Source organism: Mucilaginibacter sp. A5337 (assembly GCF_059690695.1).
This window is the reverse complement of the sequence record NZ_JCAWEC010000006.1, coordinates 178,038-195,269: the sequence shown is the minus strand read 5'-3', so window position 1 is coordinate 195,269 and position 17,232 is coordinate 178,038. Positions and strand designations below refer to the sequence as shown.

The following is a 17,232-nucleotide window of genomic DNA, read 5'->3' as shown; positions in this document are numbered from 1 at the left end:
GCGTAGTGGCACCGTTGATTGCGTACTGGTTTTGCCCAAACTTTGATCCAGCAAATAAGCCGTACATCTGCTTGCTTGCGGTGGAGTATGCTGAAAATCCAGTTTAAAGAGTAAGCCGGTACAAATACTAATCAAAAACTTATGAACTACATTATTAAAGGGAACCTTCGCGGTTTGTTATGTTCGGACTGCGAACTGCCTGTTGCGGGCACATCGGTAAAAGTTTATCGCCCTTCTGATCTGCAAAACGAAACCCGGCTTGCGGTGGCCGATCCCAAGCAAACCTTTCACCAGGTAAATGATGATGAACTAAAGGCAAAGGAACGGCTGTTCATTACCCAGGCCGATGTGCAGGAGAACGGCGATTTCACCATCGAAATTGACGGAGGAAAATCCGGTTACGAGGGTGGTAGTATTGATGTGGATTGGTATTGCGGCAATGTCCCTTTCAAAATTCCATTGCCTAAAAAAGGCCCGGCATTGCAGTTTCATATCACTACGCTGCAACCCCTGTATAAAAGCAGCCAGGAAAATGCTCAATATGCAAGATTTGATTATAAAATAGATTCCAAATGGTTTTGCCGCATCCTTACGCTGCTTGATATCTGGGTGGTTTGCGGTTATGTAAACGATTGTGAAACTCAAAAGCCAATCCCCGGCGTTAAAGTTTTTGCCTACGATGTCGACCTGCTGCAAGACGACTATTTGGGCAACGCCTATACCGATAACAACGGAAAATTCACTATTGTATATCCCGGCGACAATTTCAGGAAAACCTTATTACCTTGGCTTAATGTGGAATGGCCCGCCGGTCCTGATTATTATTTCAGGGTTGAAAGCTCATCAGGCACCGTACTCCTGGCCGAAGACCGTACCCGCGGTCGCCAGAACGACAGGCATAATGCCAACAACTGTTTCTGCGTAAAGCTTTGCATTAATGGAGGCGGCATCATTACCAGTGATACGCCATGGTTTACTTCAGTTGGGAATTTTAGTATTACATCTGATATTGATGCAGGCGGCAAAACCCTCATGAGCAAATTTGGAGCGGGTGGCATCGGCTACGGTTTCTTCGGTTCGGTGAAGCTGGGAGGCTACGCCACCAAAAAGGTGCCCACCGCGCCTGCCAGCCCGCTTTATTACCGCTTTTTGTTCTCCACCGATAATGTGAACTTCAGCCCGGTAACTACCGCCCAGATGGAACCTACCGCGCTAAAGGTTGCCACCCGGCAAATCACCTGGAACGGCACTACCGCATTTCAGGATGTAGTGATCGATATCAACCAACCGGCCTCTGTGCCAGATAGCGTTCCGGCCGATAACTACCCTAATCCAATCCCCGATCATGTGCTGCATCCTGACGCTAACGGCTGGGTACGGGTTGATCAGCCTGCGCTTGATAATGGCTTTTATGGTTCGCTGTTTTATTTAAACACTACTACCATTATTGGCGGCGGTGACGCCAGTGCTGGGTTAACGCCTGGTTTAGCTGTGCCCGTTGCAGATCATAAAAACGGAAGAATGTTATACATACAATTTCAAACCACTGATGATCCCGCCAATCCAGCTTCGCCAAACCTTAACACACAATCACTCATCGGTAAGATCTACGTGAACAACTGGAACGAGGTGAGCCTGCTGAAACTGGAAGAGCTTTTTGCCGGAGGCGGCAGCGGCTGTACTCCGGTAAGCGGCGCAGCACATGCCGATTACACGGTAGATCATGAGCTGATAGCCAGCTGGTCGCTGGGCGTTTGGTCGAACGCTACAGGTACCGTAAGTGGCTTACCCAGCGGAACAACGCCGCGTGGCGATGCTAAAAAGTTTAACCTTGCCGCACCGGCCCCATTTGTTTTAACGCCTCCTTTCAGCGCATGGCCCTCATGTGCATATAGCCTAACCCTGACAACCTATCGCAAATTAACCACAGGCGAAAGTAATGACTGGGCAAAAACGAACCAGGTTATCTTTTGTAAGTAACCTGCATGTGGACGGGGAAGAGGGTGCCGTTGCATGTCGGCGCCCTCTCATTTTAACCGTTAAAATAATCTCAGGATGTATGAAGCCTCGTAAAGAATAAAGATGATCACCAGGGCGGCGTGGAACTTCCGGTTTTCTACTTTGATAGCTATCATACACAATATGAAATGGCTGATATTGCGAATAGGATATTCGATATTGTAATGGTGCACATAAGTTGGCCCCTTTATTTCGGTATCAATAATATCAAGCAGGTAGCTCGTTCCCAAAATACCGAAGATCCACTTTCGGCGTGAGTAAAAATAATCTTTATAGCCTTGATAGTCTTTTAAATCATCGGGATAAAGCAATGCGCAAACACTGTAATAAGTTACAATGTATATGATAATGAAAAAGTACTCGGCAAAAAGCCAGTGCTTTATTTCATGCAGGCTGATCTCCCACCACCAAAAGTGCAGCAGTAAGATAAATACATAAAGTGTCCACAGGTTATGTACCCAGTAGGGTTTATCCCGGCCGGGGTGCTGAATTTGTTTGGCCGCTCCTTTAAGCAGGTGGGTAATGCTAAGGCCCAGCGTAATGCTGATAACAGCCTTGATGTGACTGAAGGTATCCATAGGCAGGTGTTGGATTGATAACTAAAAGTAAATATTTTAATTTATTAATCACAACTAAGCCAGCGGTTTAGGCCTTAAAAACCATGTCATTGCGAGGAGCGGGAGGGGTTGCGCGGAAGAAGCGACGCGGCAATCGCATGCTATACAGGGCGGCTCTGTATAGTATGCGGTTGCCACGCTATCGCTCGCGATGACATTTTTATTCTTGTCCCTAAAATATCGCCTCAGCAATACGTTTAGTTGGCCCGGCATTGCTCATGGTATAAAAATGCAGTACCGGCGCACCAAAAGCAATTAATTCTTTACACTGGTTGATCATCCATTCAATACCTACCTCTTTCACATCCTTTTCGGTGGCGCAGGCATGGATGGCGTCGCTCAAATCTTCGGGGATATCAATATGGAAAGTTTTTGATAGCGTAACCAGTTGCTTTGATGTAGTGATCGGTTTTAACCCTGGAATAATAGGTACATTAATGCCATTAGCCCGGCAGCCATTTACAAACTCCTTGTACTTATCTATATCAAAAAACATTTGGGTTACAATGAATTGAGCACCCATCTCTACCTTCTGTTTCAGGTATTTGAAATCGGTTTTAAGGTTAGGTGCTTCAAAGTGTTTTTCAGGGTAACCGGCAACGCCAATGCAGAAATTGGTTTTTACCGTATTGCCATGATCTTCGTGCAGGTAAATGCCGTTATTGAGGTTTACAACCTGTTGCAGCAGCTCGGTAGCATAGCAATGGCCGTTAGGTGTAGGTACAAACGATGAATCGCCGAGTCGGGCATCACCACGTAATACCAGCACGTTTTCGATACCTAAAAACTCCAGCTCAATAAGGGCATTCTCGGTTTCATCTTTAGTGAAACCGCCGCAAAGCAAGTGGGGTACAGTATCCACCTTGTACTTGTTCATAATTGCCGCGCAGATGGCAATTGTGCCCGGGCGTTTGCGGTACGAAAGTTTTTCGAGCAAACCGGTTGGGTGCTGCTTATAAATAAAATCCTCGCGCAGGGTAGTAACATCAATGAATGGAGGTTTAAACTCCATCAGCGGATCAATAGCATTATAAATGCCCTGGATACTCTGCCCCTTCAAAGGTGGGATCAGTTCAAAAGAAAAAAGTGTTTTGCCGTTGGCGTTTGCTATATGTTCAGGTATTTTCATTTGCCCCCTAACCCCCTAAAGGGGGAATTTTTTATTTGAATTTTATAATATACTTTTTAATTCCCCTCTTGAGAGGGGGCGCGGTGGAAATGTGTTTTGGCAGGGGTGTGTTATGCGTTGTTTATTATCGCTTTTTTAACACACCCCTCCACCCCTCTCAAGAGGGGAATCGCACGCTTCCTGCGCTTTTTGCCTCGCGCCGCCGCTCGGCTCCAGCCGAGCGGCGGCTTTTTTTATTTTGTGTATTTTATGTAATTAAAATTTCACTCTTACTCCCCCTTTAGGGGGCCGGGGGGCTAATAATTAATATTCGGCCCCAGCCATCTTTCTACATCTTCCAGTGGCATTTGTTTCCTCACGGCATAATCCTCCACCTGATCCTTGCTGATCTTTCCTAAACCGAAATACCTTGCCTGCGGATGTGCGAAGTAGAAACCGCTTACCGATGCAGCCGGCAACATAGCCAGGCTTTCGGTTAGGTGCATGTTTGCATTGTCTTCAGCTTTAAGCAGTTCAAACAACGTGGTTTTTTCGGTGTGGTCCGGGCAGGCGGGATAGCCCGGTGCCGGACGGATACCTTGATACTCTTCCTTGATCAGCTCAACGTTGCTTAATTGCTCGCCTTTGGCATATCCCCAATAATCTTTACGTACCAGCTCGTGCATTTTTTCGGCAAAAGCTTCGGCAAGGCGGTCGGCAAGGGCTTTGGCCATGATGCTGTTATAGTCATCATGATCAGCCTCAAACTCAGCAACCAATTCATCACAACCTAAACCGGTTGTAACCGCAAAGCCGCCGAAATAATCAGGCACACCGCTTTCTTTTGGAGCGATGAAATCCGACAATGCATAGTACGGATCGTTCTTCACCTTTTCGGCCTGCTGGCGTAAAGTATGTATCCGATTTAAAACAGTTGTACGGCTTTCGTCAGTATATAACTCAATATCATCGCCTACGGCATTGGCCGGCCAGAAGCCTATCACACCTTTCGCGGTAAATAACTTATTGTCGATAATCCGTTTCATTAGTACCTGCGCATCGTCAAACAGCTTTTTTGCTTCGACTCCTACATACTTGTCCTCAAAGATCTTCGGATAGCTACCTCGTAACTCCCAGGTATGGAAAAATGGTGTCCAGTCGATATAAGGAAGCAGTTCCTCCAATGGGAAATTCTCAAACACCTTAGTGCCGGTAAATGCCGGTTTCGGTGCCACATCACCATCAAGACTGATCTGGAATTTACCTGCACGCGCCTCTTCGATAGTTACAAAGCGTTTATCTGATTTTTTGTTGGCATGTGCTTCACGGGCTTTGGCATATTCATCCTTAATACCCTGGATGTAGCTGTCCCGATTTTCCTTGCTCATGAGGTTACTGCATACAGTAACACTGCGGGATGCGTCAAGCACATGAATGGCAGCGCCTGAATATTGCGGGGCAATTTTTACCGCAGCGTGGATGCGTGAAGTAGTAGCACCGCCAACAATAAGCGGGATGGTAAACCCTTCGCGCTCCATTTCTTTGGCAAAATGTACCATCTCATCAAGCGACGGGGTGATCAATCCGCTTAAGCCTATGATATCGACGTTTTGCTTTTTAGCTTCCTCGATGATACGTTGCGCGGGTACCATCACCCCAAGGTCAATCACTTCAAAATTATTACAGGCTAATACTACGCCAACTATATTTTTGCCGATGTCATGCACATCGCCTTTTACGGTGGCCATTAAAACTTTACCGGCATTGGCGCGCTGATCTGCATTAACATTATTCTTTTTCTCTTCCTCAATGAAAGGCAGCAGGTAGGCCACCGCCTTTTTCATTACTCGGGCCGATTTTACAACCTGTGGCAAAAACATCTTGCCTGCACCAAACAGGTCGCCTACTACATTCATGCCATCCATCAGCGGACCTTCAATTACTTCAAGGGGCCTTGCATAGGCCTGGCGCGCTTCTTCCACATCATCGTCAAGATATTCAACAATACCTTTTACCAGGGAGTGGGAGAGGCGCTCCTGAACGGTGCCTTTGCGCCATTCCTCGTCGCGTACTACCTCTTTGCCTTTGCTTTTGATGGTATCTGCAAATTCAACCAGGCGCTCGGTAGCATCCGGACGGCGGTTAAGGAGTACATCTTCTACCAGTTCCAGCAGATTTTTTGGGATCTCCTCGTAAACTTCCAGCATCCCAGCGTTTACGATCCCCATATCCATACCCGCTTTAATAGCGTGGTAAAGGAATGCCGAGTGCATAGCCTCGCGCACGGTATTATTACCCCTGAACGAGAAGGAGATATTACTTACGCCGCCGCTCACTTTGGCGTGCGGCAGGTTTTGTTTGATCCAGCGGGTGGCTTCAATAAAATCAACCGCATAATTGTTATGTTCTTCCAAGCCGGTGGCCACGGTAAGGATATTAGGGTCAAAAATGATATCCTGTGGTGGGAATCCAACTTCGTTCACCAAAATATCGTATGATCGTTTACAGATCTCGATCCGGCGTTCGTATGAATCGGCCTGGCCTGTTTCGTCAAAGGCCATTACTACGGTAGCGGCACCATAGCTTAAAATTTTGCGGGCATGCTCTTTAAATTTATCCTCGCCCTCTTTCAGGGAGATGGAATTTACGATGCCCTTGCCTTGCACACATTTCAAACCAGCCTCAATCACTGTCCATTTAGACGAGTCGATCATGATAGGGAGCTTGGCAATATCAGGCTCAGAAGCAACAAGGTTCAGGAACTTGGTCATTACCGCTTCAGAGTCGATCATGCCCTCGTCCATGTTGATATCGATAACCTGGGCGCCGCCTTCAACCTGTTGTAAGGCAACAGACAGGGCAGCCTCATAATCCTCGGCCAAAATCAGTTTAGAAAACTTAGGCGAACCGGTAATGTTGGTACGCTCGCCCACGTTCACGAAAATACTTTCGGGTTTTATGGTAACCGACTCTAAACCACTCAGGCGCATATCCGGCTCAATTTGTGGGATAGGGCGTGGCGGAAACGCGGCAGCTTTGTTGGCAATACATTTAATGTGTTCGGGTGTAGTGCCACAGCATCCACCTACAATATTTACCAGCCCGGCTTTGATGAAATCATCAACCTGGTGAGCAGTTTCGTGCGGTGTTTCGTCGTACTGGCCAAACTCGTTTGGTAAACCAGCGTTTGGATAAGCAGAGATATATACACCTGCTTTTTCAGAAAGCTCGGCAAGGTGCGGACGCATTTCCCTTGCACCTAAAGCGCAGTTTAAACCTACCGAAAGCAGGTTGGCATGGCTTATCGAGTTCCAGAATGCCTCAACCGTTTGCCCTGAAAGCGTACGGCCCGAGGCATCGGTAATGGTACCCGAAATCATGATGCCGCCCGAATCGCTGAAAGCAGGATAATCTTTACCTGCTGCTTTACATTCCTGTTCGTAACGTTTTATAGCGAAAAGGGCAGCTTTGGCATTAAGGGTATCAAATATGGTTTCAACCAATAACAGGTGCGAACCACCGTCAACCAAACCACGTACCTGGTCATAGTAAGCCTCGGCCAGGTCATCAAACGTAACGGCGCGGTATCCGGGGTCGTTAACATCCGGAGATAATGAAGCAGTACGGTTTGTAGGCCCGATAGCACCGGCAACAAAACGGGGCTTATCAGGATTGCGCCGGGTATATTCGTCGGCTACCTCGCGGGCGATGCGTGCGCCTTCGTAGCTTAATTCGTAGGCCAGTTCTTCCAGGTGATAATCGGCAAGTGAAATCACCTGAGTACTGAAAGTATTAGTTTCAATGATGTCTGCCCCTGCCTCAAGATATTCGGCATGGATGGCCTTGATAATATCTGGACGCGTAATATTGAGCAGGTCATTATTGCCCTGCAGGTCGCTATGATGATCGCGAAAACGCTCGCCACGAAAATCCTTCTCCGTGAGCTGGTACCTTTGAATCATGGTACCCATTGCTCCGTCAATCACCAGGATGCGTTTCTGTAATTCTTTTCTAATGTCCATTGTTTGAGATGTGAGATATGAGACGTGAGATGTGAGACCGGGCGAAAAGCCGGGAAGACTCAATACTTTTATCTCATATATCCGATAAAAAGATACTAAACAGGCAATTGGAAAAAGCTGAGGCTATCTCAAATCTCACGTCTAATATCTCAAATCTAAATACAGCTTATCTCGAAAAGTCGGGTGTTGATATGACTTTCGCTTATCTGTCCGGGCGCATAATTGCTGCCTGGTAGAATGTAGCACCTTGTGAAGCACAGGTTGCTAAGACATCGCAGGGTCTAATCCCTCCGTCTTTCTCCATAAGCACCGCAAAGTTGCGCAATAAAGTTGTCATTTGCAAGTGTATAACACAGCCCTAATCTCATCGTTAAGCCACATTGTTAAACAAAAAAAGCTGCCTTTTGCGGAGGCAGCTTTTTTGATTGAGTTTCTTTGTTGAAATTATCTTCTTCTGCCGAATAAACGGAGGATCATGAAAAACAGGTTGATCAGGGTGATGTACAGCGTTAACGCACCCATCAGAGCAAGTTTTTTCGAACTGGCATCGCCATATTCAATGCCTGCACCAATGCGTTTAAGCATTTGCATATAGTAGGCAGTTAAACCAGTAAATACAGCTATACCTATGTAGCTGATAATGTAGCTCATTTGTTCGCTGTGCATAAAGAAATTAGCCAATGAAGCTACAAATATACCGATGAACAGAATGTACATGATTGAGCCAAACTTGGTTAAATCCATTTGGGTAGTATAACCTGCTACGGCCATGATACCGAAAGTTACCGATGCGGTAATGAAAACACCTAATATTGATGCAGATGTATAGATCAAAAATATCAGGCTTAAGCTGATACCGATGAGGGTTGCATAAGCCACAAAAAGCAATACCAGTACCGGGTAAGAGATACGGTTATAGCCAAATTGCATTACTAATGAAAATGCCAAAGGCGAAAATAAGGCGAAATAGCCAAAGCCTGTAAGACCACCGGTTGGGGCAACAATCAGGCTGATAAGTCCCATGTTTAAAACCAAAAATACTGTTATTGCCGAAACGCCAAGCGCCACGAACATCCAGCTAAATACGCCGGCCATAAACCTGCGTGAAGAAACTTCTGATTGATCTCTAACTTCGATAACATTATCGTAGTTGTATTTAGATTCTTTAAATTCCATTTTGTGTTAAAAATTATAGTACGAATTTATGAATAAAAAGTGAATGTAGAGTGAAGAAAGGGGAGGAAAGAAGCAAGACTGCAAGAGTCAAGAATCAGGAAGGAGGAAAGAGTCTGGAATGTTAGAGTCGAGGATCAAGAAAGTTTTCTTAACCGCCTTGCCTTTTGGCTCCTGAACCCTTGATTCTATTTTTTCTTGACTCTTGATTTCTTGTCTTAATTCAACCTTCTCATCAACTGCTCTTCTACCTTTTTGAAAACCTGTACAGGTTTCAACGCTCGCCAGCCAAGGTTATCCAGCTCGCCGCCGAAGTTGATGTAATAGTCGATGTTGTTGCTTTTAAACTCCTCTATTACATGCTCGCGGAAGTTGATACCGGCTATCCAGCCATCTTCTACATCCTGGAACCACTCTTCGTAATAACAGTCATCGCTTGAGTGAAAGTTGAGTACATTTTCACCTATCAGGATAAAATGGCTGATGCCATTATCTATCATCAAATCGAGCAGTTCACGCTTTAGCAGCATGATGTCGTTATTGATGGCATCGTTCCATTCGCCTATAAGCTCAATAATGGTATAGCCTTTATCATAATCGGCAAAAAGCACTTTAAGATAAAGCGTATTGGAGCCGAACGAGTCCCATTGCGGGTGCAGCAGGTAATTGTATACCTGCTTGTCAAATTCAAACTCGCTGTATTCTGTAGCATAAAAAGGCGAAAACTCATCTTCAGATGCTACGTAGTCATCTCTCCAGCGGTAATATGGTTCAATATCGTGCATTGTGTTAATTCCAAATTTGTCTGAACCCGAATTTTTGAATTGAGGGATTTATCGAATGCCGCTTTGCATTTTCAAATCTTCAAATCAACACATCTTCAAATTCAGTTTATTTTTTAAAATAATGATCAACGGCGCTTCGTACGCTGCCGTATTGCTTCAATAACCTGGCTGCTTCTTCTTCGCTTAGCCCGGTTGCGTCCATTACCATGTGGGTGCCCCTGTTCACCAGTTTGTGGTTGCTTAATTGCATATCAACCATTCTGTTTCCTTTTACGCGGCCAAGCTGGATCATTACGCTTGTGCTCAACATATTTAAAACCAATTTTTGCGCGGTGCCGGCCTTCATGCGGGTTGAGCCGGTTAAAAACTCGGGCCCTGTTACCACCTCAACCGGGTATTTTGCTACGGCTGCTACCGGGCTGCCGCTGTTACAAACAATGCAGCCGGTAACTATATTGTGTTCATTGGCTGTTTTGAGGCCACCAATTACATAAGGCGTAGTACCAGAGGCAGCTATGCCAACCACCACGTCTTTTTCATTTATGTCAAATGCCTGCAGATCAATCCAGGCCTGTACTGCATCATCTTCGGCAAATTCAACCGCTTTGCGGATAGCGCCATCACCTCCGGCTATTAGCCCAACAACCATGTCAAACGGAACGCCGAATGTTGGCGGACATTCTGAAGCATCAACCACACCTAACCTACCGCTGGTGCCGGCACCTATATAAAACAAACGGCCGCCATTTCTCATCCTTTCGGTAGTGATGGTTGCCAATGCTTCTATCTGCGGCAACGCCTTTTCCACTGCCAGGGGAACGGTTTTATCCTCGTTGTTAATGTTTTCTAAAATTTCCCTTACGGTCTGTTTTTCGAGGTTTTTATAGTGCGACTCCCTTTCGGTGGTGGTTTCCATAGCCTATTTTTAAATAATTTATAACAAAATTCGGTAAAAATCATCAAATGCAAGGGCGCAGGTAAAAATTATTGGCCCTGCAATTGTTAACTTTGTGTTATAAGTTATGAAGAGGACCGCGGGTGTAATTTTCCGGACAATGATCCTGCTATTTTTGGGGATAATGATAGGCTTACTGCTTAACAGGGATTTTGCGACCCATAATCTTGGTCTTTCATTTACGGCCAATAGTAAAATAGCCAAAGTACTGCAACTGGTTGACCGCAACTATGTTGATAGTGTTAATATCGATAGTATTGAAGGCGTATCGGTTAACAACCTGCTTCAAAATCTCGATCCGCATTCGCTTTATTTACCCAAACAACAGGCACAATCCATCAACGAACGCTTAGATGGTGGCTTCAATGGCATCGGGATTGAATATCAGTTACTGCGTGATACCCTGATCATTACACAGGTTTACGCCGGCGGTCCGGCCGAAAAGGCGGGCTTATTGGTGGGCAGTAAAGTGATTAATGTTGATGATCAAAAGTTTTCGGGCAGTAAGCTGACAGCTTCCCGTATAAATGGTGTTTTCAGGGGCGAAAAGGATGCCGAAATAAAATTGGCCGTTGTACCTCCACTGGGTAAAGATTTAAAAATACTTACTGTTAAGCGAGGCCATGTCGACTTAAGCAGTGTTGACGCAGCATATATGGCCGATGCCACAACAGGTTATATCAAGATCAGCAAATTTTCGGCAACAACTGATGTTGATTTCAGGAAAGCCTTAACCGTTTTGAAAACAGATGGTATGGATAAACTACTGCTTGATTTGAGAGGCAACGGCGGCGGCTACCTTAACGCTGCAACCTCACTGGCCGATGAGTTTTTAACCGAAGGGAAGCTGATAGTGTATACCAAAGGCATTCACGAACCCCGTACGGATTATTTTGCAACCGATTCTGGCATGTTTCAGAAAGGGAAGGTTACCATACTTATTGACGAATATTCGGCCTCGGCAAGTGAAATTTTAGCGGGTGCCCTGCAGGATTTGGATCGGGCTACTATTGTTGGTCGCCGGTCGTTTGGAAAAGGCCTGGTACAACAGCAGTTTGCATTTGATGATGGTTCGGCAGTAAACTTAACAGTGGCAAGATACTATACTCCGTCTGGTCGTTCTATCCAGAAATCATACAGGAACGGGGTAGACAGCTATCGAAATGAGCTTGCCCAGCGCATGCAAAAAGGTGAACTTTTTTCAGAACAAAGCAACCTTAACGATAGTATTTTTAAAGGGACACCATCGTATCATACCTCAAGCGGGCGCAAAGTTTTTAGTGGTGGTGGTATCATGCCCGATGTGTTTGTTCCTGCTGATACCAGCAAGTTTACACCGCTTATCCAGGATTTGAGCCAGCAGCAATTGTTTACCGCATATGTTATTGATCGCCAGCAGCAATTGCTGAAAAAATATCCCACAGAAGCTGAGTTTTTAAAACAATACGCCGTTAGTAATGATGACGTTGATAAATTTATCCTATACGCTTCGCAAACCATTAAAGAAATGGACTCCAACGAGATAAGGAATTCCAGGGAGCCCATTAAAACTATTCTTAAAGCCCAGGCGGCCCGCTTTAAATGGGGTGATAATGCCTACTTTAAAGTGATCAATGCTGATGATGTAGCCTTTAAAAAAGGGTTGGAGCAATAAGAGCCTTGATTTCCCCGATTTAAGGGTTACCTGATTTTACTTCCTGTTTGATTTACTTTATTTAACGTTAATAACCCGTTAAAATAGAATAGCAGCTTCCTGTCACTATCTTGGATGTAGGCTACCGGGTACTCGTTGTATTTAGCAAAGGTCACTTTCCATGCTTTGATAAAATTGGGATGATCAGGTGTATCGTGGTTTAGGTCAAAGTATCCAAATTCAGCATTAAGACAAGATGATTCATTAACATTGTTATCTACTGTATAACCATCTTTTTTAAAAGCATCAATAAAAACTTTGCGTATTTGTGGCAACGTTGCAGCGGCTTTTGTATTGAGGTTAAGTGTGCCATAGCGCCGGCCTATGGAGGTTTCAAAAATTTCGTTCCTGAAGTGATAACTTATTCCTGAATTAAAAATGGGCAAGCCATTGCTTTCTTCGTAAGCCATTACGTGCTGGTAAATATTGGTGCTTATACTATCATTTAAAATAACCCGGTATATGACCAGACCATTAGTTGGGATGTTGTTTTTTTGCAGGAGTTTAATGGCCGTTGCCAGTTCGACTTTATTGCTGTCGCTATAATCGCGTTTAATGCGACTGATACAACCATTGTCCTCTCCATCGCCGGATGAAAGTTGGCCTTTTTTACATGCAGCAAAAGCCACCAGTACTATGAGTACTAAACAATAAAACTTTTTCATGAAGTGTAAAGTATTGAGGTTTAGTAATATTACGGAGCAAAGGAGAGAAACGTAACAACGACCTTGATTTTTAGGATTCAAGGATTGCCTGATTGTTGAGAAGACTTACGAAGTTTTTAAAAACTTCGTAAGTCTGGGAATATCATAAGTCTGGATTTTATAAGGATAAATCTCAAGGTAATCCTTGAATCCTAAAAATCAAGGTTTAGATTATTTCTGCCTGAACCAAACCTGTATTGGAGCACCCGAAAAATCAAAGTTTTCGCGGAGCTTATTCTCAATAAAGCGGTAGTAGGGCTCTTTAACGTATTGCGGTAAATTGCAGAAAAACGCAAACATGGGCGAAGTACCTGCAATTTGAGTGATATATTTGATTTTAACGTATTTGCCTTTTATTGCCGGAGGCGGATAGTTTTCGATAATAGGTAACATTACCTCGTTCAGTTTTGAAGTTGGTATTTTGCGCGCACGGTTCTGGTAAACCTGGTTAGCTACATCAATTACTTTTAATACTCTTTGCTTTTCGGTAACCGAGGTAAATACAATAGGCACATCGGTAAAAGGGGCTATCTTATCGCGGATCTGCTCTTCAAATACCTTGATGGTTTTGCTGTTCTTTTCAATCAAATCCCATTTGTTTACTACGATCACCACACCTTTTTTATTCTTTTCGGCCAGGTGGAAGATATTGATATCCTGCGATTCAAAACCTTCAACAGCATCAATCATTAGGATGATCACGTCTGCTTCTTCCAAAGCCTTAATGGTACGCATTACCGAATAAAACTCGATGTTTTCTTTAACCTTGGTTTTTTTGCGTAACCCTGCAGTATCTATCAGCATAAAATCATGACCGTATTGGTTATAGTGAATATGGATAGAATCGCGGGTGGTGCCGGCAATTGGGGTAACAATGTTACGGTCTTTACCTATAAGGGCATTGATAATAGACGACTTACCTACGTTAGGCCGGCCAACAATAGCATATTTAGGGCGGGTGTTTTCTTCCAGCTCTTCATCTTCAAAGTGTTTTACCACTTCGTCAAGCAGCTCGCCGGTACCGGAGCCGGTCATTGACGAAATGCTGTAAATTTCGCCAAGGCCAAAGCTGTAAAATACCATGGCGTCTGCAACCTGGTTATTGTTGTCCAGCTTGTTTACAACCACGAAAACAGGCTTTTTGCTTTTACGCAGGCGATTGGCAATCTCGTCGTCCAGATCAGTAATGCCGGTAGTAACATCAACAACAAATAAAATAACCGAAGCTTCTTCGATGGCGATATCAACCTGCTCGCGGATGGCTGTTTCAAAAACATCATCAGAGTTGGCAACGTAACCGCCGGTATCAATAACCGTAAAGTTATGGTTAAGCCATTCGGCAACACCGTAATGCCTGTCGCGCGTGACACCGCTAAAGTCGTCCACAATGGCCTTGCGGCTTTCGGTTAAGCGGTTATATAATGTTGATTTGCCTACGTTGGGCCTGCCCACAATGGCTACTATGTTACTCATATTCTTTTTAGATTTGAGATGTTAGATTTGAGATATGAGATTTTGCATTAATCTCAATTCAAATCGCACCCCTAAATTAATGCTTTACAAACAGAGCGAAAGATTTTAATCTCAAATCTCACGTCTCAATTCTCATATCTTGGATTTTAAAAAAAGAGCGTAGACTTAATCTCAAATCTCAAATCTCACATCTCAATTCTCATATCTTAGCCTTCGTACCCGAATTGTTTCAGATAATTTTTCTTGGTACGCCAGTCGGGGATCACTTTTACAAACATCTCCAGGAAAATTTTACGCTGAAAAAAATCTTCCATAGCACGACGGGCATAGGTGCCGGTAATCTTAAGCATTTCGCCGCCTTTGCCAATAATAATGTTTTTCTGCGATTCGCGCTCAACAATGATCTCGGCGCTGATGCGGTAAAGTTTTTCACCCTCGATAAATGCTGTTACAATAACCTCGGTGCTATAAGGGATTTCTTTTTTATATTGTTTAAACACCTGCTCGCGGATCATTTCTGAGGCAAAGAAACGGTCATTACGATCTGTCAGAGCGTCTTTTTCGTAATAAGCAGGATGTTCGGGTAAGTTTTCGATCACGAAATCCATAATGGCTTTGATGTTGTGCCCATGTAAAGCAGATATCGCGAAAATGGCTTTTGGGTTTAGTTTTTCCCTCCAAAATTCAACTTTCTTTTTTACGGTTTCCTCATCGCTTTGGTCTATTTTGTTGATCAGGATAGCAAGCGGAGCTGATGAACGTTCCAGTTTTTTAAGAACGTCTGCCTCATCATATTCCTCATATATGTCGGTAACCAATAAAATAAGGTCGGCATCTACAATAGAGCCATCAACCTGATGCATCATGCTTTCGTGCAGGGCATAGTGCGGTTTGATAACGCCCGGAGTATCCGAAAACACGATCTGGTAGTTTTCATCATTCACAATACCTAAAATGCGGTGACGGGTGGTTTGCGCTTTTGGGGTAATGATGGACATTTTTTCGCCCACCAGCGCGTTCATAAGGGTTGATTTCCCTGCGTTGGGTTTACCTATTATACTTACAAAACCTGCCTGATGAGCCATAGAAAAATAATTAAAAATATATTTGGACTGCAAAGAAACGAATTATATCTTTGCAGTCCAATTAAAACGGAATGCAAATTTGCATTTGATTAATTGGAAGCACCTTTCCGGGGTTATGGCCGGATCTCAAATATATAGCACAACACAGTGCGGGATGGAGCAGTTGGTAGCTCGTCGGGCTCATAACCCGAAGGTCGTAGGTTCGAGTCCTGCTCCCGCTACGAAGAATGAAAAGCCTCAAGTTGGAAAATTTGAGGCTTTTTTACGTCTGGCCCAATTTGCACATTCCCTCAAATTTAATATGTTTGAGGCTATGAATCAGCAACCTTCTGCAGGGAACCCGGTTAGCCGGATACTCACTGCAAGCCTCATCGGAACTACCATCGAATTTTTTGACTTTTATATTTATGCCACCGCCGCGGTGCTGGTATTCCCTAAATTATTTTTCCCCGCTGCCGATCCAACATCGGCTACGCTCGAATCACTGGCAACCTTTGCACTGGCCTTTCTTGCACGACCAATAGGGGCTGCTATATTTGGGCACTTTGGCGACCGTAAAGGGCGTAAAGCTACGCTGGTTGCCGCCTTGTTAACTATGGGGCCATCAACTGTTGCTATCGGACTTTTGCCGGGCTATGCTTCTATTGGCATTGCAGCGCCGATATTGCTTGCCCTGTTTCGTTTTGGGCAAGGACTTGGACTGGGTGGCGAGTGGGGCGGTGCCGTATTACTGGCTACAGAAAATGCCCCCGCAAATAAAAAAGCCTGGTATGGCATGTTTCCGCAGTTAGGTGCACCTATTGGGTTTCTGCTATCGAGCGGCACGTTTTTTATCCTCAGCAAAACCATGAGCGAAGATAACTTTATTACCTATGGCTGGCGCATCCCGTTTATTGCGAGTGCATTGCTGGTTTGGGTAGGGCTTTTTGTGAGGTTAAAAATAGCTGAAACTCCTGAATTCATGAAGATGGTTAGTAAAGAAGAGCGCTCAAAAGTTCCGATTGCAGATGTTTTTGTAAAGCATACGGCGGCGATCACCTTAGGCACGCTGGCAACCGTTACCACTTTCCTGCTGTTTTATTTGATGACGGTGTTTACACTAAGCTGGGGTACTACAGCGCTGCATTATACTAAGAGCTCGTTCCTGATCATACAGATGATATCGATGCTGGCATTTGGTCTGGGCATCCCGCTGTCAGCAATCCTGGCTGATAAATATGGACGCAACAGTATGTTAATTGTGGCAACACTATGCATTGTGGCGTTCGGTCTTGTTTTCGCACCGTTATTTACTACGGGCAGTTTAGTTATAACAGCTATCTTTTTATCGATAGGAATGTTTTTGATGGGGCTCACCTACGGGCCGATAGGTACAGCGCTTGCCGGTATCTTTCCGCCGGCAGTACGTTATACCGGCGCTTCGCTGGCCTTTACATTGGCCGGTATTTTAGGTGCTTCGCTTACGCCATACATGGCAACCATGCTGGCGCATAACTATGGACTTGCCTATGTGGGCTACTACTTAACAGCGGCTTCAATAGTTACGTTGTTAGCTTTAATTGGGGCCAAAAAACTGATGAAGCAGCAAGCTGAATAAA

General features: G+C 44.6%; 12 protein-coding genes, 1 tRNA gene and 1 riboswitch. Of the genes, 4 read left to right on the top strand and 9 right to left on the bottom strand.

Translation table 11 applies throughout. The annotated features are described in order from the left end of the window. Positions 1 to 141: 141 nt before the first annotated feature. Positions 142 to 1,980, top strand: a complete 1,839-nt coding sequence (locus AC59JO_RS21125; protein WP_497307779.1) for a hypothetical protein — start codon at positions 142 to 144, stop codon at positions 1,978 to 1,980. 59 nt (positions 1,981 to 2,039) lie between these two features. Here AC59JO_RS21125 and AC59JO_RS21120 read toward each other — a convergent pair whose 3' ends face one another. From AC59JO_RS21120 to murQ, 6 genes are all read right to left on the bottom strand, one after another. Then, positions 2,040 to 2,597: a hypothetical protein gene (locus tag AC59JO_RS21120; RefSeq protein WP_497307777.1), complete on the bottom strand. Its 558-nt coding sequence runs from the start codon at positions 2,595 to 2,597 to the stop codon at positions 2,040 to 2,042. A gap of 211 nt (positions 2,598 to 2,808) precedes the next feature. Continuing rightward, positions 2,809 to 3,765 (bottom strand): methylenetetrahydrofolate reductase, encoded by a 957-nt coding sequence (locus tag AC59JO_RS21115; RefSeq protein WP_091216806.1) that lies wholly within the window; start codon positions 3,763 to 3,765, stop codon positions 2,809 to 2,811. A gap of 296 nt (positions 3,766 to 4,061) precedes the next feature. Then, entirely contained in the window at positions 4,062 to 7,766 is a 3,705-nt protein-coding gene (gene metH / locus AC59JO_RS21110; protein ID WP_497307775.1) for a methionine synthase, read from the bottom strand. A gap of 199 nt (positions 7,767 to 7,965) precedes the next feature. After that, a riboswitch (SAM riboswitch) is annotated at positions 7,966 to 8,075 on the bottom strand. Positions 8,076 to 8,210: 135 nt separating this feature from the next. Continuing rightward, positions 8,211 to 8,942: a Bax inhibitor-1/YccA family protein gene (locus tag AC59JO_RS21105; RefSeq protein WP_413670710.1), complete on the bottom strand. Its 732-nt coding sequence runs from the start codon at positions 8,940 to 8,942 to the stop codon at positions 8,211 to 8,213. A gap of 215 nt (positions 8,943 to 9,157) precedes the next feature. Further along, positions 9,158 to 9,724: a hypothetical protein gene (locus tag AC59JO_RS21100; RefSeq protein WP_413670711.1), complete on the bottom strand. Its 567-nt coding sequence runs from the start codon at positions 9,722 to 9,724 to the stop codon at positions 9,158 to 9,160. A gap of 106 nt (positions 9,725 to 9,830) precedes the next feature. Continuing rightward, entirely contained in the window at positions 9,831 to 10,640 is an 810-nt protein-coding gene (murQ, locus tag AC59JO_RS21095; protein WP_497307772.1) for an N-acetylmuramic acid 6-phosphate etherase, read from the bottom strand. A gap of 106 nt (positions 10,641 to 10,746) precedes the next feature. Here murQ and AC59JO_RS21090 point away from each other — a divergent pair, with 106 nt between their 5' ends. After that, positions 10,747 to 12,333, top strand: a complete 1,587-nt coding sequence (locus tag AC59JO_RS21090; protein ID WP_497307770.1) for a S41 family peptidase — start codon at positions 10,747 to 10,749, stop codon at positions 12,331 to 12,333. 26 nt (positions 12,334 to 12,359) lie between these two features. On the opposite strand, the gene AC59JO_RS21085 is transcribed toward AC59JO_RS21090, so the two are convergent. The 3 genes from AC59JO_RS21085 to era all read right to left on the bottom strand — a co-directional run bounded on the left by AC59JO_RS21085 (position 12,360) and on the right by era (position 15,634). Beyond that, on the bottom strand, positions 12,360 to 13,037 hold the full coding sequence (locus AC59JO_RS21085) for a hypothetical protein (protein ID WP_413670714.1): 678 nt from the start codon (positions 13,035 to 13,037) through the stop codon (positions 12,360 to 12,362). A gap of 210 nt (positions 13,038 to 13,247) precedes the next feature. After that, positions 13,248 to 14,549 carry a ribosome biogenesis GTPase Der gene (der, locus tag AC59JO_RS21080; RefSeq protein ID WP_091216773.1) on the bottom strand — a complete coding sequence of 434 codons (1,302 nt, stop codon included), beginning with the start codon at positions 14,547 to 14,549 and terminating at the stop codon, positions 13,248 to 13,250. 206 nt (positions 14,550 to 14,755) lie between these two features. Beyond that, positions 14,756 to 15,634 carry a GTPase Era gene (era, locus tag AC59JO_RS21075; protein ID WP_497307768.1) on the bottom strand — a complete coding sequence of 293 codons (879 nt, stop codon included), beginning with the start codon at positions 15,632 to 15,634 and terminating at the stop codon, positions 14,756 to 14,758. Positions 15,635 to 15,782: 148 nt separating this feature from the next. On the opposite strand from era, the gene AC59JO_RS21070 reads away from it, so the two are divergent. Beyond that, positions 15,783 to 15,855: transfer RNA gene (locus tag AC59JO_RS21070), tRNA-Met, on the top strand. Between the two features lie 92 nt (positions 15,856 to 15,947). Beyond that, positions 15,948 to 17,231 (top strand): MFS transporter, encoded by a 1,284-nt coding sequence (locus AC59JO_RS21065; RefSeq protein ID WP_497307766.1) that lies wholly within the window; start codon positions 15,948 to 15,950, stop codon positions 17,229 to 17,231. Position 17,232 lies beyond the last annotated feature (1 nt).